The 25,901-nt window shown below is 59.7% G+C and carries 21 protein-coding genes; 5 read left to right on the top strand and 16 right to left on the bottom strand.

Going from position 1 to position 25,901, the window contains the following annotated elements; all coding sequences use genetic code 11:
* Positions 1–939 carry a Ppx/GppA family phosphatase gene (locus tag HMPREF2681_RS05630; RefSeq protein WP_161798518.1) on the bottom strand — a complete coding sequence of 313 codons (939 nt, stop codon included), beginning with the start codon at positions 937–939 and terminating at the stop codon, positions 1–3.
* 34 nt (positions 940–973) lie between these two features.
* Here HMPREF2681_RS05630 and HMPREF2681_RS05625 point away from each other — a divergent pair, with 34 nt between their 5' ends.
* The gene (locus tag HMPREF2681_RS05625) at positions 974–1,906 is read left to right on the top strand and encodes a DUF3109 family protein (protein WP_016421980.1); all 933 of its coding nucleotides are present in this window, start codon (positions 974–976) and stop codon (positions 1,904–1,906) included.
* Positions 1,907–1,957: 51 nt separating this feature from the next.
* Here the strand turns inward: HMPREF2681_RS05625 and HMPREF2681_RS05620 are convergent, their stop codons facing one another.
* From HMPREF2681_RS05620 to mshA, 5 genes are all read right to left on the bottom strand, one after another.
* Positions 1,958–2,653 carry a response regulator transcription factor gene (locus HMPREF2681_RS05620; protein ID WP_016421979.1) on the bottom strand — a complete coding sequence of 232 codons (696 nt, stop codon included), beginning with the start codon at positions 2,651–2,653 and terminating at the stop codon, positions 1,958–1,960.
* Positions 2,654–2,656: 3 nt separating this feature from the next.
* Positions 2,657–3,964 (bottom strand): sensor histidine kinase, encoded by a 1,308-nt coding sequence (locus HMPREF2681_RS05615; protein WP_016421978.1) that lies wholly within the window; start codon positions 3,962–3,964, stop codon positions 2,657–2,659.
* Positions 3,965–4,094: 130 nt separating this feature from the next.
* On the bottom strand, positions 4,095–4,841 hold the full coding sequence (locus HMPREF2681_RS05610) for a phosphoglyceromutase (protein WP_016421977.1): 747 nt from the start codon (positions 4,839–4,841) through the stop codon (positions 4,095–4,097).
* Between the two features lie 70 nt (positions 4,842–4,911).
* Positions 4,912–5,397, bottom strand: coding sequence for a type III secretion system chaperone family protein (locus tag HMPREF2681_RS05605; protein WP_049172367.1), 486 nt, complete (start codon positions 5,395–5,397; stop codon positions 4,912–4,914).
* A gap of 59 nt (positions 5,398–5,456) precedes the next feature.
* Positions 5,457–6,719, bottom strand: a complete 1,263-nt coding sequence (gene mshA, locus HMPREF2681_RS05600) for a D-inositol-3-phosphate glycosyltransferase (protein WP_172620248.1) — start codon at positions 6,717–6,719, stop codon at positions 5,457–5,459.
* Positions 6,720–6,978: 259 nt separating this feature from the next.
* On the opposite strand from mshA, the gene HMPREF2681_RS05595 reads away from it, so the two are divergent.
* Positions 6,979–8,814: a long-chain-fatty-acid--CoA ligase gene (locus tag HMPREF2681_RS05595; RefSeq protein ID WP_080969550.1), complete on the top strand. Its 1,836-nt coding sequence runs from the start codon at positions 6,979–6,981 to the stop codon at positions 8,812–8,814.
* A gap of 321 nt (positions 8,815–9,135) precedes the next feature.
* Here HMPREF2681_RS05595 and HMPREF2681_RS05590 read toward each other — a convergent pair whose 3' ends face one another.
* The gene (locus HMPREF2681_RS05590; RefSeq protein ID WP_070546389.1) at positions 9,136–10,311 is read right to left on the bottom strand and encodes a UDP-N-acetylmuramate dehydrogenase; all 1,176 of its coding nucleotides are present in this window, start codon (positions 10,309–10,311) and stop codon (positions 9,136–9,138) included.
* A gap of 85 nt (positions 10,312–10,396) precedes the next feature.
* Between HMPREF2681_RS05590 and HMPREF2681_RS05585 the strand changes: the two genes are divergently transcribed.
* The 3 genes from HMPREF2681_RS05585 (at position 10,397) to purU (ending at position 12,690) form a co-directional block, all read left to right on the top strand.
* Entirely contained in the window at positions 10,397–10,894 is a 498-nt protein-coding gene (locus HMPREF2681_RS05585) for a DUF2505 domain-containing protein (protein WP_016421972.1), read from the top strand.
* 102 nt (positions 10,895–10,996) lie between these two features.
* Positions 10,997–11,767, top strand: a complete 771-nt coding sequence (locus HMPREF2681_RS05580; RefSeq protein ID WP_016421971.1) for an LmeA family phospholipid-binding protein — start codon at positions 10,997–10,999, stop codon at positions 11,765–11,767.
* Between the two features lie 17 nt (positions 11,768–11,784).
* Positions 11,785–12,690, top strand: coding sequence for a formyltetrahydrofolate deformylase (gene purU / locus HMPREF2681_RS05575; protein WP_016421970.1), 906 nt, complete (start codon positions 11,785–11,787; stop codon positions 12,688–12,690).
* 182 nt (positions 12,691–12,872) lie between these two features.
* On the opposite strand, the gene HMPREF2681_RS05570 is transcribed toward purU, so the two are convergent.
* From HMPREF2681_RS05570 to HMPREF2681_RS05530, 9 genes are all read right to left on the bottom strand, one after another.
* Entirely contained in the window at positions 12,873–13,229 is a 357-nt protein-coding gene (locus tag HMPREF2681_RS05570; RefSeq protein ID WP_016421969.1) for a DUF2516 family protein, read from the bottom strand.
* A 79-nt stretch (positions 13,230–13,308) separates the two neighbouring features.
* Complete coding sequence (locus tag HMPREF2681_RS05565; RefSeq protein ID WP_070546358.1) at positions 13,309–14,658, bottom strand: DUF445 domain-containing protein; 1,350 nt, start codon at positions 14,656–14,658, stop codon at positions 13,309–13,311.
* 190 nt (positions 14,659–14,848) lie between these two features.
* Entirely contained in the window at positions 14,849–15,247 is a 399-nt protein-coding gene (locus tag HMPREF2681_RS05560; RefSeq protein WP_016421967.1) for a hypothetical protein, read from the bottom strand.
* A 40-nt stretch (positions 15,248–15,287) separates the two neighbouring features.
* Entirely contained in the window at positions 15,288–16,037 is a 750-nt protein-coding gene (locus HMPREF2681_RS05555) for a succinate dehydrogenase/fumarate reductase iron-sulfur subunit (protein ID WP_016421966.1), read from the bottom strand.
* Positions 16,037–18,055: a fumarate reductase/succinate dehydrogenase flavoprotein subunit gene (locus HMPREF2681_RS05550; RefSeq protein WP_016421965.1), complete on the bottom strand. Its 2,019-nt coding sequence runs from the start codon at positions 18,053–18,055 to the stop codon at positions 16,037–16,039. The genes HMPREF2681_RS05555 and HMPREF2681_RS05550 overlap by 1 nt, the downstream gene beginning before the upstream one ends.
* Before the next feature lie 19 nt (positions 18,056–18,074).
* On the bottom strand, positions 18,075–18,815 hold the full coding sequence (locus tag HMPREF2681_RS05545; RefSeq protein ID WP_016421964.1) for a succinate dehydrogenase cytochrome b subunit: 741 nt from the start codon (positions 18,813–18,815) through the stop codon (positions 18,075–18,077).
* 411 nt (positions 18,816–19,226) lie between these two features.
* Positions 19,227–21,842, bottom strand: coding sequence for a glycoside hydrolase family 65 protein (locus HMPREF2681_RS05540; RefSeq protein WP_070546356.1), 2,616 nt, complete (start codon positions 21,840–21,842; stop codon positions 19,227–19,229).
* A gap of 15 nt (positions 21,843–21,857) precedes the next feature.
* A complete protein-coding gene (locus tag HMPREF2681_RS05535; protein WP_038627507.1) occupies positions 21,858–22,631 on the bottom strand; it encodes an HAD family hydrolase in 774 nt (257 codons plus the stop codon).
* 302 nt (positions 22,632–22,933) lie between these two features.
* Entirely contained in the window at positions 22,934–25,144 is a 2,211-nt protein-coding gene (locus HMPREF2681_RS05530) for a malate synthase G (RefSeq protein WP_070546355.1), read from the bottom strand.
* Positions 25,145–25,901: the final 757 nt, after the last annotated feature.

Genomic DNA, 25,901 nt, shown 5'->3' with positions numbered 1-25,901 from the left:
TCAACCCTTTCCGTATAGGTCACTGTCCAGTCGTCGGAAGATAATGCCCTCACGCAGCGCCCAAGGACAAATCTCGACCTTCTCTAATCCCAATGCTCGCATACTAGCCTCTGCAACGAGAGCACCTGCGACAATTTGGTGAGAACGATTCGCACTAACACCCTCAAGTTCAGCACGGTCAGCCGCCGTCATGCGGGAAATAAACGCAATCAACTGGCGCAAACCAGCGGCAGTCAGAGTGCGCTTAACCCGGGGACCAGCAGCGGAAGGCGCCGCACCGGTCAGGCGAGCGAGAGTGCGGAAAGTCTTCGAGGTGGCGACAGCCAAGTCCGGCTCACCAAGCGTACGCAGATGACGAGCTGGCTCAGCGAGCTCAGCATCAATGTAATCGCGCAGCAGGTCAATCTTCTTGCGCTCCGGCGGATCGGTCTCGAACCACTCGTGGGTCAACCGTCCCGCACCGAGCAGCAGCGAGTACGCGGCCTCCGGATCTTCATCAGTACCCGACGTCAGCTCAAGAGAACCGCCACCGATATCCAGGTTGATTAGACGACCAGCAGACCAGCCGTACCAGCGCCGTACTGCCAAAAAGGTCAGACGAGCCTCATCCTCACCGGAGAGAATCTGCAGCTTAATGCCAGTTTCTTTCTCAACGTGGGCGAGAACCTCGTCCGCATTCGTGGCATCGCGAACAGCTGAAGTGGCGAAGCTAATCATCTCTTCGCACTTCATCTGCTCAACCAATTCCTTGGATTCAGCGACGTAGCCCGTCAGCTTGTCAATGCCCTTCTTGGACAGGTTGTTGTCCTTATCCAGGTACTCGACCAGCTTCATCGTCGACTTGGAATCGCTCATCGGAGTCGGATGTCCGCCCCGGCGGGCGTCCACCATCACCAAGTGGACGGTATTACTACCTACATCTAATACACCTAATCTCACTCTTAGTAGGTTAGACGGTCTACGGTGTATTGGTGTGAATCAACCCCACCCCCGCCCCGGTCGTGGACCGCAACCGTCTCCCGCTGAAGTCGCCTATGACTTTCCCCGCGAGTGGTTCGAGTTCGCCCACCCGGAGGACCCAGAACATATCATCACCTGCGACCTAACCTGGTTGATGAGCTCCTATCAATGCGCTTTCGGCACCTCCGCTTGCCAGGGCATCGACTCCGCGAACGCGGATGTCGGATGCTGTGGCCATGGCGCCTTTATCACCGACGAAGAAGACCGCGAGAGGGTTATTGACGTCGTAAAGCGAATGGAAGGCGACTCCGCAGAGCCCCAGTGGTGGCAGAACCGCCCCGAACAAACTCTGAAGTGGCTTGAAACCTACGAAACCGACCCCTCCGAACCGTTGGAACCGTGGTTAGTGTGGGACGAGCTTGACGACGAAAACGGAGAGCCTGAGCCTGCTCTGAAAACGAAGGTCGTGAAGAATGCCTGCATTTTTGCCAACCGTGACGGATGGCGCAATGGTGCGGGCTGTGCCATCCACCAATGGGCGATGGCCAACGACATTGACCCCGTAAAGGTCAAGCCGGATGTGTGTTGGCAGGTGCCGCTGCGCCGACTGGAGGACTGGGAGGAACGCCCGGACGGCCAGGAGATTCTGCGCACGACCATTACCGAATACGATCGTCGTGCCTGGGGCGATGGCGGCGAGGACTTTGAATGGTTCTGCACGGGCGCGCCGGCCACACATACCGGTGGCGAGCCGGTGTGGCGCACGCACAAGTCCGAGCTAATAGAGCTCATCGGCGAAGAGTGCTACGAAATTCTGGCGGAGCACTGCCGTGCCCGAGAAATAGCGGGCGCGGCCAAGGCTTTCGGGCCGAGTGGCTACCCACTGCTGGCGATTCACCCGGCCACACGCGCAGCGGCCGAGGGGCTGGCGCCGGACGAGGTTTAAGTCGGGGTTTCTCAGACCGACGGCGGAGATTGTCGGCAGCAGTCTGCTGAGCTAGTCCTCGAACTTGTAACCCAAGCCGCGAACGGTGACCAGGAACTCCGGCGAGGAAGGATTGCGCTCGATCTTGGAGCGCAGGCGCTTGATGTGTACGTCCAGCGTCTTGGTGTCGCCGACGTAGTCGGAGCCCCAGACGCGGTCGATGAGCTGGCCACGGGTTAGCACACGACCACGGTTGCGCAGCAAGTACTCCAGCAGGTCGAATTCCTTGAGCGGCATTGCGACATCATCGCCGTCAACGGTGACTACATGGCGCTCGACGTCCAGCACGACCGGGCCGCCGCGCAAGACCTCCTCGTAGATATCCTCGACATCGTCGGAGTCGTCGTGGCGACCGCGGCGCAGCACAGCCCGGATACGGGCAATAAGTTCCCGAGAGGAATACGGCTTGGTCACATAGTCATCCGCACCAATTTCGAGGCCGACGACCTTGTCAATCTCAGTGTCACGGGCGGTCACCATAATCACTGGGACAGAGGACTTTAAGCGGATGTTTTTGCAGACCTCGGTGCCACTCATACCTGGCAGCATGAGGTCCAGCAGCACAATGTCCGGTTCTGCCTTGGAGAATTCTGCAAGTGCTTCCTGGCCGTCAGCGGCCATCCGCACCTCGAATCCTTCGCGCTGCAGCAGAAACGCAAGCGGCTCCGCCAAAGCCGTCTCGTCTTCGACAATAAGTACCTCAGTCACGGATTACTTCATTCCTTCCTTGGAATCCTTGTTCTGGGAATCCTTATCCTTGCCACGGGTTTTGCCCGTACCGCGCTGCGCGTTTTTCTTAGCCGCAATTTTACCCGCAGGCTGGGTGTGGCCGATTGGCAAACGTGCAGATACATCGCCATCATTCGACGCGGAACCGTTCTTTTCCATCAGCGGGAGCTCAATGGTGAAGGTCGATCCTGTGCCCAGCCGACTCCACAGCTTCACGGTTCCCTTGTGATTCGCTGCGACGTGCTTAACAATTGCCAAGCCCAGACCGGTACCGCCTGTCGCCCGCGAGCGTGCCTTATCCGCACGGAAGAAGCGCTCGAAGATACGCTTCTGATTCGCCTGGGAAATGCCGATACCGCGGTCAGTGACGCGGATAGCGACGGTGTCGTTATCCTCCTTGACCGCAGTCACAGATACAGGCGTGGCCTCTGGCGAGTAGTTGATCGCATTTGAAATCAGGTTGGACACCGCGGTGATCAGCAGGCTGCGTTCACCTTCAACCACCAAATCCGGCTCACAGTCAACGGTGATTTCAATACCCGCCTGCTCCGAGAGCATCTGGTTACGACGCACAGCTCCTTGGACAATCTCTTCAACCTTCACGGGAGACATGTCCGGCAGCGGCTCTGCCCCCTGCAGCTTCGACAGCGAGATGAGTTCCGTAATCATGGTCGACATCCGCTTGGACTCCTGCGTCAGGCTCTCACTAAAGTGACGCACGGCAACCGGGTCGTCGGTAGCTTCATTCAGCGCCTCGACCAAGAGGCTGATGGCCCCCACCGGAGTCTTGAGCTCGTGGGAAACGTTAGCCACAAAGTCACGTCGCGCGGCCTCCATACGGGCCTGTTCGGAGACATCCGCCGCATAAATCACCACAAAACGGTCGTCCACCAGTGACAACGGAGTTAGCTGACAGCGGACAATTGTGTCCGGCGCCCCCGCCCGGCGCGACGGCAGCACCAGCGTTAGCTCCTGGTCCTCCTGCGAGTCAAAGACCTTGAGCGCAGCTTCCCAGCCCACGTCATTGAGGCGGCGCTCATAGACCAGCCCTAACTTGTGCGCCATGGAGTTCGACAAAATCAAATCACGTGAGATGTCAACGACCACCACACCCGTCGGAGACTTCTGAATGGCCAGGTGCATGACCTGCGCCATGGTGGTTATTGAACTTTCCTCGTCGCTCTTCTGACGCCGAGCGGCGTTATAGGCACCCGAGACAACTCCACCAAGAATCAGCACAGCTGCCATAACCGCAGCACCTAATAGAGCGGCGATAATGATTTTTGACACGGGTCTTACCCTAAGCTCTTTTCACAATCCGCGCGCGCTGAAAATCAGTGCGCTAGCTAGCTCTAAATAGACCAAGGAGCACAGCCCCACTTGGCTGCGCCCCTTATCGGCCTATCAAACACCTACATTTTTACTTGTTGCCCTGAGCAGCAACAGCAGCAGCACCTGCAGCTGCAGCTTCCGGATCCAGGTAGGTGCCACCCGGGTTCAAAACCTTGCCCTCAGCATCAAAGTCGTAAACCAGCGGGATACCGGTCGGGATGTTCAGAGCGGCAATGTCCTCGTCCGAGATGTTGTCCAGGTGCTTGACCAGTGCACGCAGGGAGTTACCGTGAGCTGCCACCATGACAGTCTCACCGGCCTTCAGACGCGGCAGGATTTCCTCTTCAAAGTAAGGAATGAAACGCTTCACGACGTCCAGGAGGCACTCCGTGCGCGGAACCTCATCCAGGTTGGCGTAACGCGGGTCATTAGCCTGCGAGAACTCGCTGTCATCCGACAGCTCCGGCGGCGGAGTGTCGTAGGAGCGACGCCAGGACATGAACTGGTCCTCGCCGTACTTCTCCTTGGTCTCTGCCTTGTTCAGACCCTGCAGAGCACCGTAGTGGCGCTCGTTCAGACGCCAGTCACGGATAACCGGAATCCACAACAGGTCAGCGGTATCCAGGGCAATGTGTGCGGTGTTAATTGCGCGACGCAGCAGCGACGTGTAGAGAACCTGCGGCTTCAGGCCTGCCTCTACGAGCATCTCACCGGCACGTACTGCCTCAGCGCGGCCCTTGTCGGTCAGTGCAACGTCGACCCAGCCCGTGAACTGGTTGGATGCGTTCCACTCACTCTGGCCATGACGGACAAGAATCAGTTTTCCATTGCTCATACCCCTAATTGTGCCCCAAAACGGGAAAGCCCGCCGTTCGTTGCCCCGCTATGTGGGTTGCTACCCCCGGCTACTCAACCATGTGGCGGAACTGCTCCAGATTGGCCAGGTTTTCCCCACGGTCAACCCGCCACTCCCACTCGCGCTTAATTGCCGATGCAAAGCCGCGTTCGAGGATCTGGTTGAAGTCCCCATCGGCCGTCTCGAGCAGCTGACCGAGGAGGCGGTCGAGGTCATCGTCGGAAAGCTCAGCGGGCAGTTGACCGACCAGGTAGATGTCGCCGGCGGCGTCGATGGTGTAACCGATGCCGAACAGACGACGGTTGCGCTGTAGCAACCACTTGTAAACGGCCTCGTGGTTTTCTTCGACCGCGCGACAGACGAAGGCTTCAACACGCAGGGAGTCCGGTGCCGGGATGAGGCCGACGACAGTCTTGAGCTTCTTCTTACCAGGCAGGACCACCACGGCGGCATTGTCTGCAATACCATGCTCGACACCGAGGCGTTCCAGCTGCTCACCGAGGGATTTCAGCTGTACTTGGATGTCCGTGCTCATCGTGAATCATCTCCCTGCTTTTGTGGCTACGGCTCTGGCGGTACTGAAGCTAACGAAACCTACCGGGAGCCGCCCGCATCCCGGATAGAGCCGGGACAATTTTCCTTTTGGAGTTCGGTTCGATGATAGACATCGGCCAACCGATCCACGGTCTTTTGCCAGGAAAACTCCAGGGAGTGCTCGCGTGCCTGGGTGGCCAATTTAATGCGTAGCTCGTCGTCCTCCACCAGGCGACCGAGGGCATCGGCCCAGGCTGCGGGCTCGTGACCGTCGACAAGCAAACCGCTGACCCCATCGTCGACAGCGATGGAGAGTCCGCCGACATTCGCCGCGACAACGGGAGTACCGGTGGCCTGAGCCTCCATCGCCACCAACCCGAAAGTTTCGTTGTAACTGGGCACGGCGACAATATCTGCGGCCTGGTAGAGCTTCGCCAGGTCCTGCGGCGGGCGCGGGGGCATGAACCGGACCAGGTGGTCGATCCCCTCTTCCGCGGCGAGATTGGTGAATTCGTCGGGCGCATGCAGCCCAGAACCGGAAAGTCCACCGCAGATAATCACTCGGACATTAGTGGCGGGATGGCGACGCATGAGCTCACCGACACCCCGCAGCAATACCTGCGGGCCTTTCAGCCGCTGCAGCCTACCGACGAACAAAATGACCTTAGTGTGCAACGGGATGCCCAGCTCACGACGGGACCGCTCGGTGGCACGATCACTGCCCGGCGAAAAGAGCTCCACGTCCACCCCGGGCGGCACGACATTGATGCGCCACGGGTCGGCATCGTGGAGATCCGCGAGCTGCTTAGCCTCGGCATCGGTGTTGACGATGAGCCGGCACGCATTGTCCACAATCTGCTGCTCACAGATACGCCGAGACTCCGGCTCCGGCGTATCTCCCTCCGCCAGATGGAGATTCTTCACTGCCGCCAGCGTGTGCGCCGTGTGCACAAACGGAATGTCAAGCAAATCCGACAGCAGCCACCCCACCTGGCCAGAGAGCCAGTAGTGCGAATGGATCAGGTCGTATTCAATCCCCTGTTTGCGGGCGAATTCAATGACCCCACCGGCAAAGGCCGGCATCTGCGTAGCCAGGTCTGACTTCTCTAACCCCTCATATGGGCCAGCCACAATGTTGATGACGCGGAAGTTCTCACTGACCTGAATCACCGGCCCATCGCTGGAACGCGTGGCGCGGGTGAAAACATCCACCTTCACACCGCGTCGCGCCAGCTCCTCGCAGGTGCGCAGCACGTAGACATTCATGCCACCAGCGTCACCGATGCCCGGTTGCTCCAGCGGAGAGGTATGCATGGAGATCATCGCGATGCGGTTCGGCCACGCCGGGGTGTTAGAGGTGGCCGCGTCTGCGCCCGCCGTTGCCGCCGGAAATGTTTCGCTCATACTGCCCAGAGTGCCTATGCCAGGGGCAACCCCGCAAATGAGTACCTCAAATACGTGTATAGGAATTCCGGCATCGCAGTGCGACGTACGGCACAATAGAGGTCGATACCTACTACGTCGTAGGTTATTATCACCTCACGACATAGTCAGGCGATAAACAAAAACCTAGGAGGATCCCATGGCCGATACATCCAGCTCACACGCTGCAAATGACTCTGCCCCAGCTCACGGTTCCACACCCAACGCTGCGGCCTCCAAGGCCTGGCTGAACCTGTATCCGGAGTGGACCCCACCCCACATCGACTACAACTTCGACACCCTCCTAGACGTCTACCGCCACACTCTGAGCAACCACCCGCGCCGCAAGGCATTGACCTTCTTCGGTCGCTCCACCTCCTACGCCGAGCTGGATGCCAAGGTTCGCAGCGTTGCCGCCGGCCTGCGCGCACTTGGCGTACGCAAAGGCGATCGCGTGGCACTGCTCATGCCGAACTGCCCGCAGCACGTCATCGCCTACTGGGCAGTTCTGCACCTCGGCGCTGTTGCCGTAGAGCACAACCCCCTCTACACCGCCCACGAACTGCGCCACCCATTCAACGACCACGGCGCCCGCTTTGCCATCTGCTGGGACAAGATCGTCCCCGTACTTGAGGACCTCCGCAACAACACCCCGCTCGAGACCATCATCGCGGTCAATATGCTGCAGGACCTGCCGTTTGTCATGCGCACCGCCCTGTCGATCCCGCTGCCGAAACTCCGCGCCGCCCGCGCTAAGCTGCACTCCTCCGCACCGCAGGTCATGGGTTTTGACGCTTTGCTTCACGACGCCGTCGGCGGAGACGGCCACGACCTCCAGGCCGATGAATCCATCACTGCCGATGACACTGCAGTGATGATGTACACCTCTGGCACCACGGGCTCGCCAAAGGGCGCGCAGTTGAGTCACCAGGGGTTGGTAGCCAACATTCTGCAGGGCAAGGCCTGGGTGCCGGGCCTTGGCAAGGAGCGGGAGATCTCCCTCGGTGTTCTGCCGATGTTCCATGCCTACGGCCTGACCATTGTCACCAACTTGTCCATGCTGATTGGCGCTGAACTGGTGCTGGTGCCGGCACCGGAGATTCCGCTGATTATGAAGGTGATGAAGAACAATCGCCCGACATGGGTGCCTGGTGTGCCGACTCTCTACGAGAAGATTGTCGAAGCCGCCGAGCGCGATAATGTCGACCTCTCCGGCGTGAAGTTCGCCTTCTGCGGTGCTGCTACCCTGCCGGTTTCCCTTGTGCAGAAGTGGGAGAAACTCACTGGCGGGCGCCTTGTCGAAGGCTACGGCCTCACCGAAACGTCACCGATTATCGTCGGCAACCCGATGGACGGCAACCGCCGCCCGGGCTACGTTGGCCTGCCATTCCCCGACACCGAGGTTGCCATCGTTGACCCCGAAAATCCCACCAAACTCCGCGCTGACGGCGAGGAGGGCGAGGTCATCGTCCGAGGCCCACAGGTTTTCGCCGGTTATCTCAACCTCCCGGAGGCAACGGAGAAGTCCTTCACCGATGGGCCTGCTGAGCTTCCCGCTGGCGACCGTTGGTACCGCACCGGCGATGTCGGAGTCATGGAGTCGGACGGCTTCATCAAGCTGGTTGCCCGCATCAAGGAGGTCATCATCACCGGTGGCTTCAATGTCTACCCGGCCGAGGTCGAGGAAGTACTGCTCTCCCACCCGGACATCACCGATGCCACGGTCGTCGGCCTGCCGAAGAGTGACGGCTCCGAGATGGTCGTGGCCGCCATCACCCTTGCTGACTACGCCCGACTGGATTCCGACGCCTACCGCGACCACTGCTACGACAACCTGACCCGGTACAAGGTGCCGCGCGCATTCTTCCACCTGGAGGAACTACCTCGCGACCAGATGGGCAAGGTCCGCCGCCGCGATGTCCGCGACGTGCTGCTCACGCAGCTGGAGCAGAAGGGCCAGAGCGTCGATTCGCTTTCCCACCGCAAGCACCATTAGTTCACGGTGGTTTTGTAGTTGGGATAGGGGCCTGAGTAGAGCGGGCTCCTATCCCTTTAAGGCGGACCCCGGCTCCCCCCCCCAGACTTAGTGACTAGGTTTATGACAAAAAACTGAGGGTGAATAATATTCACGTGTCATAAACCTAGTCACTTTCTCTATCCCCGCCATTGGGAGAAGGCCCGGGAGCGCAAACTGAGGACTACCCGGCGGTTCTATCAGCCCCAGCGCCCCGGTCAGCCCCATCACCCCCGTTAGTCCCATCAGGCACGCCAGCCTCTCCAGTCCGCCCCCACTGGCCATCAGCCACCCGCCGCGGGCCTAATCGATGCTCACGCCGACCCACACCGGCTCGGGCACCAGGGTCACGCCGAAGGCCTTTTCCACGCCAGCGCGCACATCGCGCGCCAAAGCCACCAAGTCGGCGGCGGTCGTAGGCGTACCGTCGCCGGACTCCCCGCGGTTGGTCAGGGCAAGAGTGTGCTTAGTCGACAGTCGTGCGGGCGCACCGTCACCGGGGTAGCCCTTCGGGAACCCGGCGCGCTCGATAAGCCACGCCGCCGAGAGCTTCACGGCTCCCTCGTGGCCGGGGCCAGCGGGGAATGCGGGCATATTCGCGGCCTCATCGGCCCCACGCAGCGCGGCAACCTTTGCACGCACGGCCTCCACCGAGTTCTCCGGAATGATCGGGTTGGTAAAGAAAGAACCCGCCGACCAGGTATCGCGGTCAGCATCTTCGAGCACCATGCCCTTGCCCCGGCGCAGCTCAAGCACCTTTTCGCGCACCAACTCAGCCGGCCTGCGAATCTCGCCAGCCGCAGCCTCGGCCTCGTCGACGCCCAGGCGCCGCGCCAGTTCGCCATAGCGAAGTGGCGCGGACATGCCATCCACACTGAGCTCGAACCGCACGGCCAGCACCACTGCCCGTGCGGTGAACTTCAGGTTCGAGTAGCGGTAGGAAAGGTCGAGAGACTCCGGTTCCACCCACTCGACCGAGCCGGTTGCGCGATCGTAAAGCTGCACCGAGTCCAGGACCTGCGACACCTCAGCACCGTAGGCGCCAACGTTCTGCACCGGAGTGGCTCCGGCCGATCCCGGAATACCCGACAGGCATTCAAGGCCGCCAAAACCTGCGTCGACACTCATCTCCACGACCTCGTCCCAGACCGCACCGGCCTCGGCCTCCACGATTGCCGACACGGACTCCAGCCCGTGTCCGCGAGTGCTCATGGTCACGTTGTCGGCCTCGATCACCACAGCCACCAGCGGCTCGAGTTCATCGGCCACCACCAGGTTGGATCCGCCTCCCACGATGAGGAGGGGCACGTTAGCGTCGTCAAGCGTGCGTACAACATCGACCACAGCGTCCGTCGTGCTACACCGGACGACGGCACGCGGTACCCCGCCGAGGCGGAGCGTCGTCAAATCCGCGAAAGCGGTATGCGTGCTGAGCTCCACCCCCTCTAGCCCCGCAAGCCCATCGATGGCTTCTTCCATGTCGGAGGTCAGGTGAATTGGGTTCGGCGATTGGTCGAGATTTTCCACGCCCCTAGCGTAGTGCAAATTACGTATCATCAAGCGCATGACTACGACTAACACGCACACCGTCAACTTCGACCAGCCGATTGAGAAGGTTTACGAGGCCCTCACCGACGCCGGTTTCTGGGAGAAAGTCGCAAACCGTTTCTCGGCAGCTGACGGCAAGGTGGAAAAGTTCGAGACCACCGACGCTGGCACCACCGTCGTGATTCGCCAGACCGTCTCTGCTGACAAGATTCCGGCGCAGGCGCAGAAGTTCGTTAAGTCCGGGGTCGGCATGACGCGCACGTTCGTCATCAGCCCGCTTAACGACGACGGCGCGACCTCCACCGTGACCACAGAAGCTTCGGGCGTACCGACGTCCTTCAGTGCGTCCCAGAAGCTCACCGCCCAGGGTGAAGGTTCAGTGCTGACCACCAACTCCGAGTTCGCCATCAACGTGCCGCTGCTCGGTGGCAAGCTCGAGGAGAAGGCAGCTCCGTACCTGGAACGCGTCCTCAACGCTGAGACCGCTGTGCTGGCGGACTACGTCACTAAGTAGGTTGCGCACTGGAGGGGGCACTCCGGGGCGACACCGAGGGGACGGATACCGGGCGAAGATAAGTGGTAGCGACGGAGCCGTCGTTAAGCAAGACTGGGAACCATGAGTTCTGCTAAACGCTCGTCGAGCGTCAAAGTCCTGCCCACCGTCCTCGGTGTCATCATCGTGGTGGCGCTCATTGCGATTGCCGGCGAAATCGGCGTCCGGATGTTCGTGAGCAAGGAGATTTCCGACGGCTACCGCACCTCCGCCGAAGAGCGTGGTGCGACGGTCACTGAGGACCCCAAGGTTTCTTTCGGCACCCGCCCGATGCTGCTCGCCTTGGCCACGAAGTCCGTGCCCTCGATGGATCTGTCCACTCCGAACACACTGGAGGTCAAGAACCCGGAGGCGCTGGGTGGCGCACCGGAGATCAACGGTGACCCGGCAGCGGAAGTGCACCTGGAAAACGTGGATCTGAGCAATCGTGCGGATCCGACCGCAGAGTCGCTGCGAGTAGACGTCACAATCCCACCTCAACTGCTGCAGGCGCTAATTAACCGGGAAAGCGGTGTACGCGCTTCCACAATCACGCCGTTGCCGGACGAAGGCCTGTTCAACATTGAATTCGCCTCCGGATTTGCGACCTCCAAATTCCGCCCGATTGCCAACGGCGGCCATATCGAAATCAACTTGGAGGGCGGCTCAATCCTCGGCTTAAACCTCGATGGCCTGGCCGGCTGGCTGGGAGAAGCGAGCGGTACGCTGTTGAGCTACGACATCGGCCACGGTATGCAGGTGGAGGAAGCCCACGTCACCGGGGAGGGCCTGGCGTTGACGCTGACGGGCGCAAATCTGCCTTTGTCGACCGTGAGCGAACTTACCTTTAGCTAGCAGGTAAGATACCGAGAATGACTCGCTCTCTCATCACCGCAAACAGCGGTACTCCCACCGAGCGCCAGTACATCTTCTCGCTCGGCTGTCCAGACCGTACCGGTATCGTTTCCACCCTGTCGACCTTCCTGTCCGACATTGGTGCGTGGATTACCGAGGCGGACTTCTTCTCCGACCCGGAGACCGGATGGTTTTTCACTCGCCAGGCGGTCCGCGCCGACGCTCTCGACCTGACGGTAGAAGAGCTGCGCGAGAAGTTCGCTGAGCTCGTCGGTGATTGGGGCCCTGAGGTCCGCTGGAAGGTCACCGACAACGCTGTCCCGAAGCGCGCTGTCATCCTGGTGACCAAGGAAGGCCACTGCCTGCAGGATCTGCTCGGCCGCGTCGCACAGTCCGACTATCCGATGGAAATCGCTGCAGTAATTGGTAACCACCGCGATCTGGAGCCACTGGTCGCAGCGTATGACATTCCCTTCCACCACGTGCCCTTCCCCAAGGATGCCGTCGGAAAGCGTAAGGCATTCGATGAGGTCGCCGAGATCGTCGACGCCGAAAACCCGGATGCCATCGTGCTCGCACGTTTCATGCAGATTCTGCCGCCGGATCTGTGCGAAAAGTGGGAAGGCCGCGCGATCAATATCCACCACAGCTTCCTGCCGTCGTTCATGGGCGCGCGCCCGTACCTGCAGGCTTATCGACGTGGTGTGAAGCTCATCGGTGCCACCTGCCACTACGCCACTGAGGACCTCGACGACGGCCCGATTATTGAGCAGGACGTCATGCGTGTCTCCCACAAGTACACCGCTGCGGACATGCAGCGTGAGGGTCGCGATGCGGAGAAGCAGGTCCTCGCCCGCGGTTTGCGCTGGCACCTGGAGGATCGTGTGCAGGTCTACGGCAACCGCACCGTGGTGTTCCAGTAGGTTTTCGGGGCGTTCCAGTAGGTTTTCGGGGAGCCAGACCTATCCCTATCCCCTCCCCCAGAAAGAAAGTGTCTGGGTTTATGACAAAATCACCGGGTTTTTCACCCAGAAACTGTCATAAACCCAGACACTTTCTCAGTTGTGCGGGCTAACACCCGCCCTGGACTAACACCCGCCCGGGACTAATAACCGCCCTGTGCGTTCGACAAAATGTCCTTGATCTGTGGGCGAACATCCAACCAGTAAATCCCCGTGATGACTAGTCCGGCAATCAGCGGGATGCCCAGCATTGCCCAGCCCAGCCACGGCAGGAGTAGGAAGATAGCCGAACCGACCAGCATGCCGGCCCAGACGTTGCGGCTCTTGCGGTCTGCAGCGTCAAAGGCATCCGCGCGGGTGGTGATGACAAGCACCGCACCGATTAGCGCCAAGATGCCGATGACAAACGGAATGGCGAACTGAAACAGGACGTCCACATAGACGGAAATTGCCATCAGCGGCGAATCCGCAAGACTGGGCAAAGATGGTAACAGGCGCACCGGGGGAACAACTCCTTTAACAGGGATGCATTGCTTTTTACATGCTAACGCACACGGTCTGATGTGCTGGGTTGTGCTGCTAAATAGCCCCAAACACCAAGGTCGACAGGGTGTAAATAGCCAAACCGGCCAGTGATCCGACAACAGTGCCGTTAACGCGAATGAACTGCAGATCGCGACCGACCATCAGTTCAATCTTGTCGGAAGCCTCATCGGCGTCCCAACGCTCGACGGTCTCGGAAATGATCGAGGTAATCTCGCCCGCGTAGTTCTCAGCGATGAAGACGACAGCCGCTTCCAGACGGCGGTCCATTCGTTTGCGCAACTCAGGATCGGACTGGATCCGCTCGCCGTAGCGGGCGGCCGTTTCCGAGACCTTCCGACGGAGCAGGGAGTCCGGGTCGCGGGCAGCGTCGACAAGCTTTGCGGATGTCGATGCCCAAATCTTTGCCGGTGCCTGTGTGACAGCGGCGGACGAAATAATGTCAGTCTTAATTTCTTCGACCTTGGCGATGGTCTTCTCGTCGTTCTGCAAATCAACGGCGAGCTGCGTGAGGAAGCGGTGGAGCGCCAGGCGCGCGTCGTGCTTAGGGTCATGCTGCACCTGCCAGGTCCAATCAACCAGCTCGCGATAGACCTTGTCGCCGATGAGATCGTTGACAAAGCTCGGTGCCCAGGAGGGGGCGCGCTCTCCGACGAGGCGGTCGATAAGATTCTGCGAGCCCAGCGACTTCCGGTGCAGCCACTCAGCCATCTGCTGGACAACAGGCTCGGTGCGCCCTTCTTCGATCAGCTGCTCGAGAACCTTACCCGCTGGTGGCCCCCACTCCGGGGCTGCAACTTCGTCGATGACTGCTGACTTCAGCACTGCGGCGGCATCGTCAGGATTAATCGCCTCCAGCACATTTCCGGTGAACTTACCGACCTCTGCGGACACTTTGTCGGCGTTTCCCGGCGCTACCAGCCATTCGCCGATACGCTCAGGAATCTCGGCCTTACGCACCTTGTCCACAATCAAAGCGGGGTTCAGGAAGTTATCACCGACGAACTGCGCCAGGGACTCACCGACCTGGTCCTTCTTGCGACGGACGATAGCGGTGTGTGGGATAGGAATGCCGAGCGGGTGGCGGAACAGAGCTACGACTGCGAACCAGTCGGCGAGGGCACCGACCATGCCAGCCTCAGAAGCAGCGCGAACGTAGCCCACCCACGCGGGCACAACTTCGCCTGCGGATAAGTGTGAAGACTCAATACCGCGGCATGTGAAATACACAGCGGTTGCGATGACCAGCAGCATCGTAGCGAAGGCCTTAGCCTTACGCAGTTGCGCACGTTTTTCCGCCTCAACCTCTGGTGATGGCCCGGGAACTTCGAGACGGTCCGAGACCGTATCTACAGCTGCCGGGAGCTTAGCGGGGTTGTTATCCATGTGTATAGATTAGGCGCCGAAAACGCGAAAATGCCACCGCGCCGCAGTCCGCTGTTGGTGAGAGAGGTACTTCTCAATACTTCCCTACCCCAGCGCACTGTGCACAGTGGCATCAACTGTGGAGGTGCTAGTTCAAAAGGCTAGCGTTGCATCCGCCTAGAGGCGAGCCCCTTTAAACTGGGGCAAGCCTTTAGTGGTGAGTGCCGAATTCCTTTCGGTAAGCCTTGTAGTCACGACGACCGATGGAGATGCAGGCCAGACCCGCAATAACCATAACCAGTCCGACTACCAGGCCAGCCCACATGAACACGCTGCCGTCGAAGTTCCAACCACCGGTGTAGTCGGTGTAGTTGGCGGCATCCTTAGCCAGGAAACCGTTGCTGTGAGAGGCAGCAGTCTGGTCGGCAAAAACGGTCGTTGCGAGACCGAAAATGAAGGTGCCCCAAGCCGCCAGAGAGGCGAGCATGAGTCCCATGCCAATCCAGGTAATGCTCTTGTGAAGCGAGGAGTATTCGGCATTCATGCTCTGAGGCACGTAACCGTCGACGAAGTGCTCTTCGCCCTGGTAACGCTTGACTGCATTCGCCATAATCTATGTCCCTTCTGGAAAACTCTAATCGAGAAAGAGTTTAGTCGTCCTTACCGCGGAAGAACGAACGAGCTCGTTCCTTGGTAACGGCGGCAACCGCAGTCAGCGGGATACCGGCCGGGCAGACATCAGCACATTCACCATAGAGGGAGCACGGACCGAAGGTGCCTTCGACCTCGTCAACCATCTTGCGAGCACGCTTGCCACGCTCTTCCTTACCCAGCGGGACCAGGGAGAGGTGAACCAGCTTTGCGCCGGTGAACAGGTGTGCAGCACCGTTCGGGCAAGCTGCCACACAAGCACCACAGCCGATGCAGGCTGCGTGGTCAAGTGCGAACTCAGCGGTCTCGTGGTTCAGGTGCAGAGTATCTGCATCCGGAGCGGTACCAGCGTTGATGGAGACGTAGCCACCCTGCTCGAGGACACGGTCCAGAGCGGAGCGGTCAACGACCATGTCCTTGATGACCGGGTATGCGGCGGAGCGCATCGGCTCGATCTTCAGGGTGTCACCATCGCTGAACTGGTGCAGACGCTGCTGACAGGTCGGGGTGTTCTGGCCCGGGCCGTGCGGACGACCGTTGACGTTCAGACCACAGGTACCACAGATACCCTCACGGCAGTCAGATGCGAACGCGAACGGCTCCTTGCCGGACTCGACGTACTTGGAGTTGACGTGGTCAAGCAGCTCCAGGATCGACATCTCTGCGACGGCGTCGTCAACGTCAACGGATTCAAAGTGTCCCTCGACGTTCGGACCTGCTTGGCGCCAGATTTCAAGGTGCAGTTTCATTACTTGTAGTTCCTTGTCATGAGCGGGACGGCTTCGAAGGTGAGCGGCTCGGCGTGGCGAATGAATTCGTGACCGGACTGATCCCATGCAGGACCATTGTTGCCTCGCTCCCATGCGGAAACGAAGCACCAGTTAGCGTCATCGCGCTCTGCCTCGCCATCTTCGGAGATGTGGTCATCGCGGTAGTGAGCACCGCAGGACTCATCGCGGTCGAGGGCGTCGACACACATGAGCTCACCGAGGTCGATGTAGTCAGCAACGCGGTTAGCGTACTCGAGCTGCTGGTTCATCTCGTTCGGCTCACCCGGGATGAAAAGGTCAGACCAGAATGCCTTACGCAGTTCGCGGATCTCCTCGATACCGCGAGCCAGGTCTTCCTTGTTACGAGCCACACCACAGTCGCGGTAGAGAATCTCACCGAGCTGACGGTGGAAGTACTCAGCGCCGTGCTTACCCTGGATGCTCATCAGCTTGTCCAGGCGAGCCTGAGCGCGGTCCAGTGCTTCCTTGGCCTCCGGGGCATCCTCAGCCAGGCGGTCGGTACCGAGCAGCGGGCCAAGGTAGTTCGGAATGGTGAACGGCAGGGTGAACCAACCGTCGACCGAACCGGACAGCAGGGAGTTTGCACCAAGACGGTTTGCACCGTGGTAGGTCCAGGATGCCTCGCCACCGGTGAACAGACCCGGGATGGAGGTCATCTGGTTGAAGTCAGACCACAGACCACCCATGGTGAAGTGGCAGGTCGGAGCAATACGCATCGGAACCTTGTACGGGTCCTCACCGATTGCCTCTTCGTACATCTGAATCAGGTTCGAGTAGCGTTCCTTGATGACCGGCTGGCCCAGGCGCTCAATTGCGTCACGCAGATCCAGGTAGACGGAGTTCTTCAGCGGACCAACACCGTAGCCGGCGTTAATCTGCTGAGAGTTGGCACGGGAAGCGACGTCACGCGGGACGAGGTTACCGAATGCCGGGTAGCGACGCTCCAGGAAGTAGTCGCGCTCGTCCTCCGGGATGTCGTTGGCCGGGCGCTCGTCGCCCTTCTTCTTCGGGGTCCAAATACGTGCGTCGTTACGCAGGGACTCGGACATCAGAATGGTCTTCGACTGCCAGTGCGCGTTAACCGGAAGACCGGTCGGGTGGAACTGGATGAAGGACGGGGATGCGAAGTAAGCACCCTGGTCGTATGCACGCATGATGGCCGAAGCGTTGGAGTTCTTGGCCAGCGTGGACATGTGGTAGACGTTGCCGTAACCGCCGGTAGCCAGAATAACTGCGTGAGCAGTGTGAACGGTCAGCTCACCATTGATGAGGTTACGCATGATGGCACCCTGGCAACGGCCGTCGGCGACGATGATGTCAACCAGCTCGTTGTGGGTGAAGATCTCGACGTTGCCGAGACCAATCTGACGCTGCAGAGCCGAGGTAGTCGACAGCTGCAGCTGCTGACCCGTCTGACCACGGGTGTAGTACGTACGGGAGACCTGCACACCACCGAAAGAACGGGTTGCCAGGGTACCGCCGTACTCGCGAGCGAACGGAGCACCAATTGCATTCAGGTGGTCGATGACGCGGACGGACTCGACAGCCAGACGCCAGCAGTCGTTCTCGCGGCAGCGGTAGTCGCCGCCCTTAACGGTGTCCTTGACGTGGCGGTAAGCGCCGTCGTTGTCGACCTTCTTACCGCGAGCGGAGTTGACACCACCCTGTGCAGCAATGGAGTGCGCACGGCGCGGAGCGTCGTGGTAGGTGAAAACCTGCACGTCGTAGCCGAGCTCACCGAGGGCAGCAGCGGCAGCGCCGCCAGCCAGGCCGGTACCGACGACCATGACGCGGAACTTACGACGGTTCAGCGGCGAAACCAGGTTGGCGTGATCCTTCTGGTACTGCCAGTGGTCCTTCATGGAGACCTTGTCACCCGGGGAGTTATCGGACAGAACCTTGCCGATCTTGACCCCGTCGACAGCGCTTTCCGGCGCGCGGAAGTCCGCAGCGACGGTTGCTTCAGTGTTAGTCATAGTAAATTTCCTCCTCGACCTACGAGACCAGACCGGTCAGGACGGCGACTGGGATGAAGATGTTGCCGACAACAACCAGCAGCGGCAGCAGGCCGGACAGGAACAGCAGAACCTTGCGCCAGCGCTTACCGGTGATACCGAGGTCGGAAGTAGCGGTCCACAGACCGTGGGACAGGTGCAGCAGCAGAGCGAGCTGAGCAATGATGTACCAAACAACAACACCCGGACGCGAGAAGGACGCAACCACGTTCTGGTATGCCTCACCGTGCTCGAAAGAAGACGGAGAAACGCCAGCACCGATGGTCAGGTCCAGCAGGTGGAAGATGATGAAGGCCAGCAGCACGATGCCGGTGATCACCATCGAACGTGCAGTAAAGGTGTTCCAGCTGGACACCATGCCCTGACGGCGGAACTTGCCGCGGGACTGCTTTGCACGTGCAGCCAGGGTGAGGCCACCGAAAATGTGCAGGACAATAGCTACCAGCAGGACAATGCGGAAAATCCACAGAATGCCCTCGTTCGGAACTGCCGGAGCACCGACAGTGCGTAGGAAGGTCGCGTATGCGTTGAAGTCTTCCTCGCCAGCGAAAATCTTCAGGTTACCCAGCATGTGGACAATAACGAAGAGGCCAAACAGCACGCCAGTGACGGCCATGGTCAGCTTCAGAGCCCATGAAGGGTATTTAGGCTGCTCGCGCAGCGGTTCTACATTAATTTTGCCGTGCGCGATTGCGTCACGGTTTGAACTTTTAACAGTCATGGCACCTCCAGTGTCATATTCACTCTAAAGTCACACAGCGCCTGGTAAACATTTTTCCCCCTTTTGGGTGGGGATTTTCACAGGTTACCTAGGTCTTTTCTCCGCCTTTTCTCAGGTTATCGCATTTTAGCCACTTCTGAGGTCGTCGCTGCATAAACCCTCTCCCCCACCATAAAAACGCGCCTACCCCGACTTTTGCCGATTTTTCACCCGCCCAAACCGACTAATAACGCAACATAAATAGCACGAAAATAGAAAACCGCCCACTTTTCTCAGGTGGACGGATTTAATACTCAATAATTATGTTGCGAAATTCTTTATTTTTACCCCTGCCGAATTCCCCAAAGGCCCAAACAGCCACCCCCAACAGGCAATCCCCCCATTGGCACCGGTACGGCCGAAGCCGTCCGACTAATCCTCGCCCTGATCCGGGTTCGCCATCACCACGGTCAACGGCTCCGGGCCAATGATCACCTCATGGCCTGCGACCATAATCGGCCCAACCTGGTGGTCTCCCTCCTCCAGGACGACTTCCACCGTGCGGCCGCGCACCGTCACTCGGATACGACAACCACGAATAGTGACTCGGTACGTCAGACCACTCCAGTCCTCCGGCAGACGCGGGTCAATACTGTAGCGGCCGTCATGATCGCGGAAACCACCGAAGCCATAGACCAGGGACTGCCACACACCACCGGCAGATGCCACGTGGACACCATCGGCAGCGTTGCCATGCAAGTTCGCCAGGTCCACATAGAGTCCGCGGAGGAAGAAATCCATTGCCTGCTCCTGCAAGCCCAACTCGGCCGCAACAATGGACTGCACAACGGCGGACAGCGAGGAATCACCAGTGGTGAGCGGATCGTAATACATGTAGTCTGCGCGCTTTTGTTCCGTCGTAAAGCGATTGCCCATGAGGAACAGTGCGAGGACGACGTCCGCCTGCTTAATGACCTGGTGACGGTAAATCGTCAGCGGGTGGTAATGCAGCAGCAACGGACGCAGGGGTCCGACCTCGGGATCGTCGAGATTCCAGCGCTTACGCAGTAGGAATTGGTCATCCTGAGGGTGAATGCCGAGCTTCTCATCGAACGGGATGTACATCGCCTCAGCAGCCTGCTCCCATTCTTCAACCTCGCGCTCGGTGAGGTCGAAGCGGTTGGTCAGTTCGCGATAGGCAGCAGGGCGATCGCGCTTCATCTGCTTGACGACGTCCGCAGCAACCCGCAGGTTATACTGCGCCATCACGTTGGTGTACAGGTTGTTGTTCACCACCGTGTTGTACTCATCTGGACCGGTGACGCTGTGAATTTGGAACTCTCGCTGCTCGGCATCGAAGAATCCCAACGACATCCAAAACCTGGCCGTGCCGAGCAACAGATCCGTGCCCTCCTTGAGCAGGAACTCCTCATCGCCGGAGGCATAGACGTACTTCATCATCGCGTACACGATGTCCGCATCGATGTGGTACTGCGCCGTGCCGGCCTCAAAGTAGGCCGAGGACTCCTGACCATTGATAGTGCGCCACGGGAAGAGGGCACCGTCGTGCGCCAGTTCGTCGGCACGCGCCCACGCGGCTTCGAGCATGTCCCAGCGGAAACGCATGGCATTGCGCGAGAATTGCGGCGACGTATAGGTAAGGAATGGGGTCACGTAGATTTCCGTGTCCCATAAGTAGTGGCCGCCGTAGCCGGTGCCGGTCATTCCCTTGGCCGGGACGCCTTGGAATTCGGCGCGGGCGGCGGCCTGGATAATCTGCCAAATGTTCCAGCGCACTGCCTGCTGAATCTCCGGCTGATTGTAAATGACCACGTCAGAGCGCTCCCAGAAGCGTTCGAGCCACTCCTCCTGGTTCTCCATCAGCCCCAGCATGCCGATGCGACCGACGCGGTTCAGGGTGCGTTCACAGCGGAATGCCAGCTCTTCAGCACGCACCTTACGGGAGGAGTGGTACGCGACCAGCTTCTCCAGGCGTATGACAGTGCCGACTGGCGCATCCAGGTTGAACAGGGAGCTGGCCACATCCGGCTCGGTCGACTGCGAAATCTCTACGAACGGCTCCGTGCCGTCGGGAGTGCGGACAGTAAAGGTGTGGTCCATGGAGGTAGCCACGGTCATACCGGAGTTCGCGCAGCGGTAGCCCAGCGTCGAGCGCTGCCCGTGCGCCGATTCCGACTGAAATGCCGGAATGAGAACGCGGTCTTCCAGCGCCTCGGCGCGACGGGGATCCAGTTCAGTGCCCTGCGCCTTGGCGGCATCGTGGTATTCGTCCTCGCCGTCCTGGCGGTTGAGGATCTGCGAGTTAATCATCACCGCAGCATCCGCATCCAGCAGTTCGACTTCCAGACTCATCGCGGCGACATGCTTTTCCTGGAAAGACACCATGCGCTCAGAGGTGACGCGAACGCGCTTGCCACCCGGGGTGCGCCAAATGAACCGACGACGCAGCACACCCTCGCGGAAATCCAGGCTACGTTCGTAGTCGCTGACCTCAGCATTGCCGAGACGCAGGGGCTCATCGTCAATGTAGAGACGCATTGCCTTGGCGTCCGGAGCGTTGGCAATCGTCTGCCCCTGGCGGGCTAGGCCGTAGGCGTCCTCGGCGTGCCTAATCGGCCATGTCTCATGCAGACCGTTGATATAAGTGCCGTGTTCACTGGAGTCACGGCCCTCCGGCGGGTTGCCACGCATGCCGATGTACCCGTTCGACAGCGCAAACAGCGTCTCGCCCAAACCGAGCGGAAGGCCGTTCGGCTTCGTCTCAATCAGACGCCACTCATCGACCGGAGTGATGTCTCGGTCCATGAGTCCCTCGGCATTCACCAGGTGGTGGTGCTTATCCGCACGACCCGCCGGGAAGTTACGACGCTGCTTACGACGAACTGGGGACACCGTCTCCTCCTGTTTTTCAGCCTCGGCGGTCTCCGCGTCGTGACCCTGCACCTGCGGAATCACACGCTCGGTCTCGTCGGCTGCTGCTGTGGTTGAATCGTTGGCCATGATGCCTTCCGGTTTTCTCTCAGCCATTTGTCTCGAGCCAGCCTAGACGAGTTCCGCCAAATCACTGACCACAATGTCGGCACCCGCTCGGCGCAGCGCTTCTGCGCCAGCACCGCGGTCAACACCAATGACCAGACCAAATGCGCCGGCTGCACCCGCTTGCACACCGCTGATGGCATCCTCGACCACCACAGCATCGCGCGGTGCCACCCCCAGATTCTCAGCCGCGTACACGAAAGTATCGGCGGCTGGCTTACCCGGCAGGTTGTTCTCGTGCGCCACCACGCCGTCAACAATCTCCACGAACCGCTCACGCAGCCCAGCGGCCGTCAGCACCGGCACCGCGTTCTTCGACGAGCTAACCACCGCCAACTGCGGTTTTTCGCTTGCCGACGAGTCCCCCGCGCCCTGCAACTCGTCGAGCAGCGCAACCGACCCCGGGTAGGCCTCAATTCCCTTCTCGACTCGCGCCAGGAAGTCGTCATTCTTGCGCTTCCCGAGCCCCACAATCGTCTCGTCTTTCGCTGTGTCCTCATCGCTACCGTGTGGCAGCGAGATGCCGCGAGATTCCAGAATTGCTGCAATACCCTCATCCCGGCGGCGGCCATCGAGGTAGGTGAAGTAGTCTTCCTCTGTGTAGGCCGAGACACCCTTGTGCTCAAAGTAGTCGCTAAACATGTCCGCCCACGCCTGCTCGTGCACATCGGCGGTAGGGGTAATTACCCCGTCGAGGTCAAAGAGGATTGCGCCCGCGCTATGGAGGAATTCTTTGGCCTTGGCAAGGTTGGTAGCACTGTCGGTCGTGGAATTAGTCATGGGGGTCGCAGCTCCTTGGACGTTACAGACTGCATATTCGCAATTAACTTCTCAATCAACGCTAGCAACGTTGCCCCTACCCCGCTTGTGAACCCGGGTATCTCGGCGGAGGGCATCGCATGTTTCCACCATGGGGCACCCAACGCGTGCGTTCCCAGCACAAGCCCACCCCGCACCGACAAATAAAACTGCCGACGCGCACGCGGAATTGGCATCAGAGGTTTGCCAATACCACCTACACACCGGCAGTTTGGGTAGCTATTTTGTTATTTCAGGCTCGGCAGCCGCAGCCTGACCCAGAATTAATCCTGGTCGATGCCCTCGCGCTTCTTGAACTCCAGGCGACGGCGGTGCAGGATCGGCTCGGTGTAACCGGACGGCTGGTTGACACCGTCGAGGATGAGCTCCTTGGCAGCCTGGAAACCGATGGACTTGTCGAAGTCCGGGGCCATCGGCAGGTACGCCTCATCGCCCTCGTTCTGGCGGTCAACGACCTCGGCCATACGCTGAAGCGAATCGATGATCTGCTCCTCGGTGACAACACCGTGCAGCAGCCAGTTAGCCAGAGTCTGGGAGGAAATACGCAGGGTAGCGCGGTCCTCCATCAGGTCAACATCGTTGATGTCCGGCACCTTGGAGCAGCCAACACCCTGCTCAACCCAGCGGATAACGTAACCCAGGATGGACTGGCAGTTGTTGTCCAGCTCGTTAGCCTTGTCCTCATCGGACCAGTCAGCGCCCGGCTCACCAGCCTTAGCTGCCGCTACCGGGATGGTGAGCAGATCACCGAAGGTGTCGCGGCGACCGTCGGTAAGCAGCTTGTCCTGAACGCCGAAGACGTCAACCTCGTGGTAGTGGGTAGCGTGCAGCACACCACCGGTCGGGGACGGAACCCACGCGGTGGAAGCACCCTGCTTCGGCTGACCAATCTTCTGCTCCAGCAGCTCAGCCATCTGCTCGGTCATAGCCCACATGCCCTTACCGATCTGAGCCTTGCCCTGCAGGCCGTGTGCCAGGCCGGAGTCGACGTTGTTGTCCTCGTAAGCCAGCATCCACGGAGCGGTCTTCTGAACAGCCTTGCGGAACATCGGACCAGCCTGGATGGAGGTGTGGATCTCATCACCAGTGCGGTCCATGAAGCCGGTGTTAATGAAGACGACACGCTCGGAAACAGCCTTGATGGCGGCGTCCAGGTTGACGGAGGTACGACGCTCCTCGTCCATCAGGCCGACCTTCAGGGTGTTGTGCGGGAGACCCAGCAGCTTCTCAACGTCTGCGAACAGCTCGTTGGTGAATGCAGCCTCATCCGGGCCGTGCTGCTTCGGCTTCACGATGTAGATCGAACCGGTACGGGAGTTCTTACGTGCGTTGTCCTGGTCCAGGCCCGGGATTGCACACACAGCGGTGACGACGGCATCCATGATGCCCTCGAAAATCTCCTCGCCGTCGCGGGCGAGGATGGCCGGGTTCTGCATCAGGTGGCCGACGTTACGGACCAGGTTCAGGGAACGACCGTGCAGGGTGACCTCGGAACCGTCAAGAGCGGTGTAGGTGCGGTCGTCGTTGATGGTACGGGACAGCTTCTTGCCGCCACGGGTGAACTCGACTGCGAGGTCACCGACGTTCAGGCCCAGCCAGTTGGTGTAACCCAGGGTCTTGTCAGCAGCGTCAACTGCGGCGACAGAGTCCTCGAGGTCCATGATGTTGGTGACAGCGGCTTCCAGGATGATGTCCTTGACGCCAGCCTTGTCAGTCTTGCCAACCGGGGACTCCGGGTCAATCAGCAGCTGGATGTGCAGACCGTTGTGCTTGAAGTAAATGGACTCCGGCGCGTCCTTGTCACCGGTGTAGCCGACCAGGGTCTCCGGCTCGCGCAGACCGGAGGTAGCGCCGCCTTCCAGGGTTGCCTGCAGGTGACCGTCGACGATGTCGTAAGAGGTGACGTCCGCGTGGGAACCGTCGACCAGCGGCAGAGCCTTGTCCAGGAAGTTACGACCCCATGCGATAACGCGGTCACCGCGGACCTTGTTGTAGCCCGGGGTGTCCTTCTCCGCACCGCCATCTTCAGGAATAGCGTTGGTGCCGTACAGCGCGTCGTAAAGCGAGCCCCAGCGTGCGTTCGCAGCGTTGATGGCGAAACGGGCGTTGAGGACCGGCACAACCAGCTGCGGGCCAGCGGTGGAAGTGATCTCGGTGTCGACGTTAGCGGTGGTGACCTGGAAGTCACCCGGGTTGTCAACGAGGTAGCCAATTTCCTTCAGGAATGCGACGTACTCATCCTGATTCTGCTCGCCCGGGTGTTCCTTGTACCAAGCGTCGAGCTTTTCCTGCAGCTCATCGCGCTTGGCCAGCAGCTCGCGGTTGCGCGGAGTGTACTTAGCGACAATGTCACCGAAGCCGTTCCAGAACGCGTCCTTGTCCTCAATGCCGGCGGCGGGGAGTGCGGTGTCATTAACGAAGTCGTAAAGAACCTTCGCGACCTGCATTCCACCTGCCGAAATACGCTGTGCCATTGCTCTCCTCAAAACTATTGATTGCAATTTGCCCATCCAGCCATGGCCACGTCAGCGGCCCACACTGGATGCGTTGTTCCCCTACTGTATGTGATTCGGCGCACTTATGAACCGTCTTTTTCCATAACCGCCAACCGCCAGCCCGGTATAGCGCCGCTCACATTTGCCATTTCATTCGCTTTACGACGAGCACCCTGCGAACAGACCCCACCCCTCCCCAATGACCATTCGGGCATTCAATCCTGACGCCACAACCAGCCCTCCCCCACCCGCATTGACTGCAGCATCCCCGGCACTCTTTCCTCCAGCCACAGAACACCACACACAATGGGAAAGTGTCACGCCTCACAGACATTTACTATTGCGACCTGCGTATCAACGGCCAGCGACCAATCACGTCGCTACAGCCTCCGCCTTCAAACCAGACCATAAAAGCGAGATGACAACCGAGACCCTGGCCACTACCCAGGGATGCTCCGGCGGGGTACTGACGGTGTAACGGCAGTGTATTTAGAAGCCCGTTTCCACCTTTACGGCCGTAATTTCGGGGGTAGCGAAACACCCCCTAAACCCCAAACACTGTTAACGGCCAGCTTTGATAAATACCAAAATATAAATCACCCCAAAGCGGGGGGAACATTATTCGCGAGCCCGCCATAGGGAAATAACAGTACAAATGTACCGGCCGGTCACAGGCGAAAATTGTTAAAGCCAAGCTACACATCACAATGTTTGCAATCTTCACAAGTGTTATCCG

It is taken from the genome of Corynebacterium sp. HMSC064H12, from assembly GCF_001809925.1.
Classification (GTDB): Bacteria; Actinomycetota; Actinomycetes; order Mycobacteriales; family Mycobacteriaceae; genus Corynebacterium; species Corynebacterium jeikeium_D.
Note: the sequence above shows the minus strand (reverse complement) of the source record. Positions and strands in the feature narration are given on the sequence as shown.

Excerpts from the sequence above, each read along its gene's own strand:
- HMPREF2681_RS05530 (WP_070546355.1), bottom strand. The coding sequence starts at position 25,144 with ATGGCACAGCGTATTTCGGCAGGTGGAATGCAGGTCGCGAAGGTTCTT.
- HMPREF2681_RS05605 (WP_049172367.1), bottom strand. The coding sequence starts at position 5,397 with ATGAGCACGGACATCCAAGTACAGCTGAAATCCCTCGGTGAGCAGCTG.
- HMPREF2681_RS05545 (WP_016421964.1), bottom strand. The coding sequence starts at position 18,815 with ATGACTGTTAAAAGTTCAAACCGTGACGCAATCGCGCACGGCAAAATT.
- HMPREF2681_RS05595 (WP_080969550.1), top strand. The coding sequence starts at position 6,979 with ATGGCCGATACATCCAGCTCACACGCTGCAAATGACTCTGCCCCAGCT.
- purU (WP_016421970.1), top strand. The coding sequence starts at position 11,785 with ATGACTCGCTCTCTCATCACCGCAAACAGCGGTACTCCCACCGAGCGC.
- HMPREF2681_RS05540 (WP_070546356.1), bottom strand. The coding sequence starts at position 21,842 with ATGGCTGAGAGAAAACCGGAAGGCATCATGGCCAACGATTCAACCACA.
- HMPREF2681_RS05590 (WP_070546389.1), bottom strand. The coding sequence starts at position 10,311 with ATGGAAGAAGCCATCGATGGGCTTGCGGGGCTAGAGGGGGTGGAGCTC.
- HMPREF2681_RS05555 (WP_016421966.1), bottom strand. The coding sequence starts at position 16,037 with ATGAAACTGCACCTTGAAATCTGGCGCCAAGCAGGTCCGAACGTCGAG.
- HMPREF2681_RS05550 (WP_016421965.1), bottom strand. The coding sequence starts at position 18,055 with ATGACTAACACTGAAGCAACCGTCGCTGCGGACTTCCGCGCGCCGGAA.
- HMPREF2681_RS05560 (WP_016421967.1), bottom strand. The coding sequence starts at position 15,247 with ATGGCGAATGCAGTCAAGCGTTACCAGGGCGAAGAGCACTTCGTCGAC.
- HMPREF2681_RS05585 (WP_016421972.1), top strand. The coding sequence starts at position 10,397 with ATGACTACGACTAACACGCACACCGTCAACTTCGACCAGCCGATTGAG.
- HMPREF2681_RS05580 (WP_016421971.1), top strand. The coding sequence starts at position 10,997 with ATGAGTTCTGCTAAACGCTCGTCGAGCGTCAAAGTCCTGCCCACCGTC.
- HMPREF2681_RS05610 (WP_016421977.1), bottom strand. The coding sequence starts at position 4,841 with ATGAGCAATGGAAAACTGATTCTTGTCCGTCATGGCCAGAGTGAGTGG.
- HMPREF2681_RS05535 (WP_038627507.1), bottom strand. The coding sequence starts at position 22,631 with ATGACTAATTCCACGACCGACAGTGCTACCAACCTTGCCAAGGCCAAA.
- mshA (WP_172620248.1), bottom strand. The coding sequence starts at position 6,719 with ATGATCTCCATGCATACCTCTCCGCTGGAGCAACCGGGCATCGGTGAC.
- HMPREF2681_RS05565 (WP_070546358.1), bottom strand. The coding sequence starts at position 14,658 with ATGGATAACAACCCCGCTAAGCTCCCGGCAGCTGTAGATACGGTCTCG.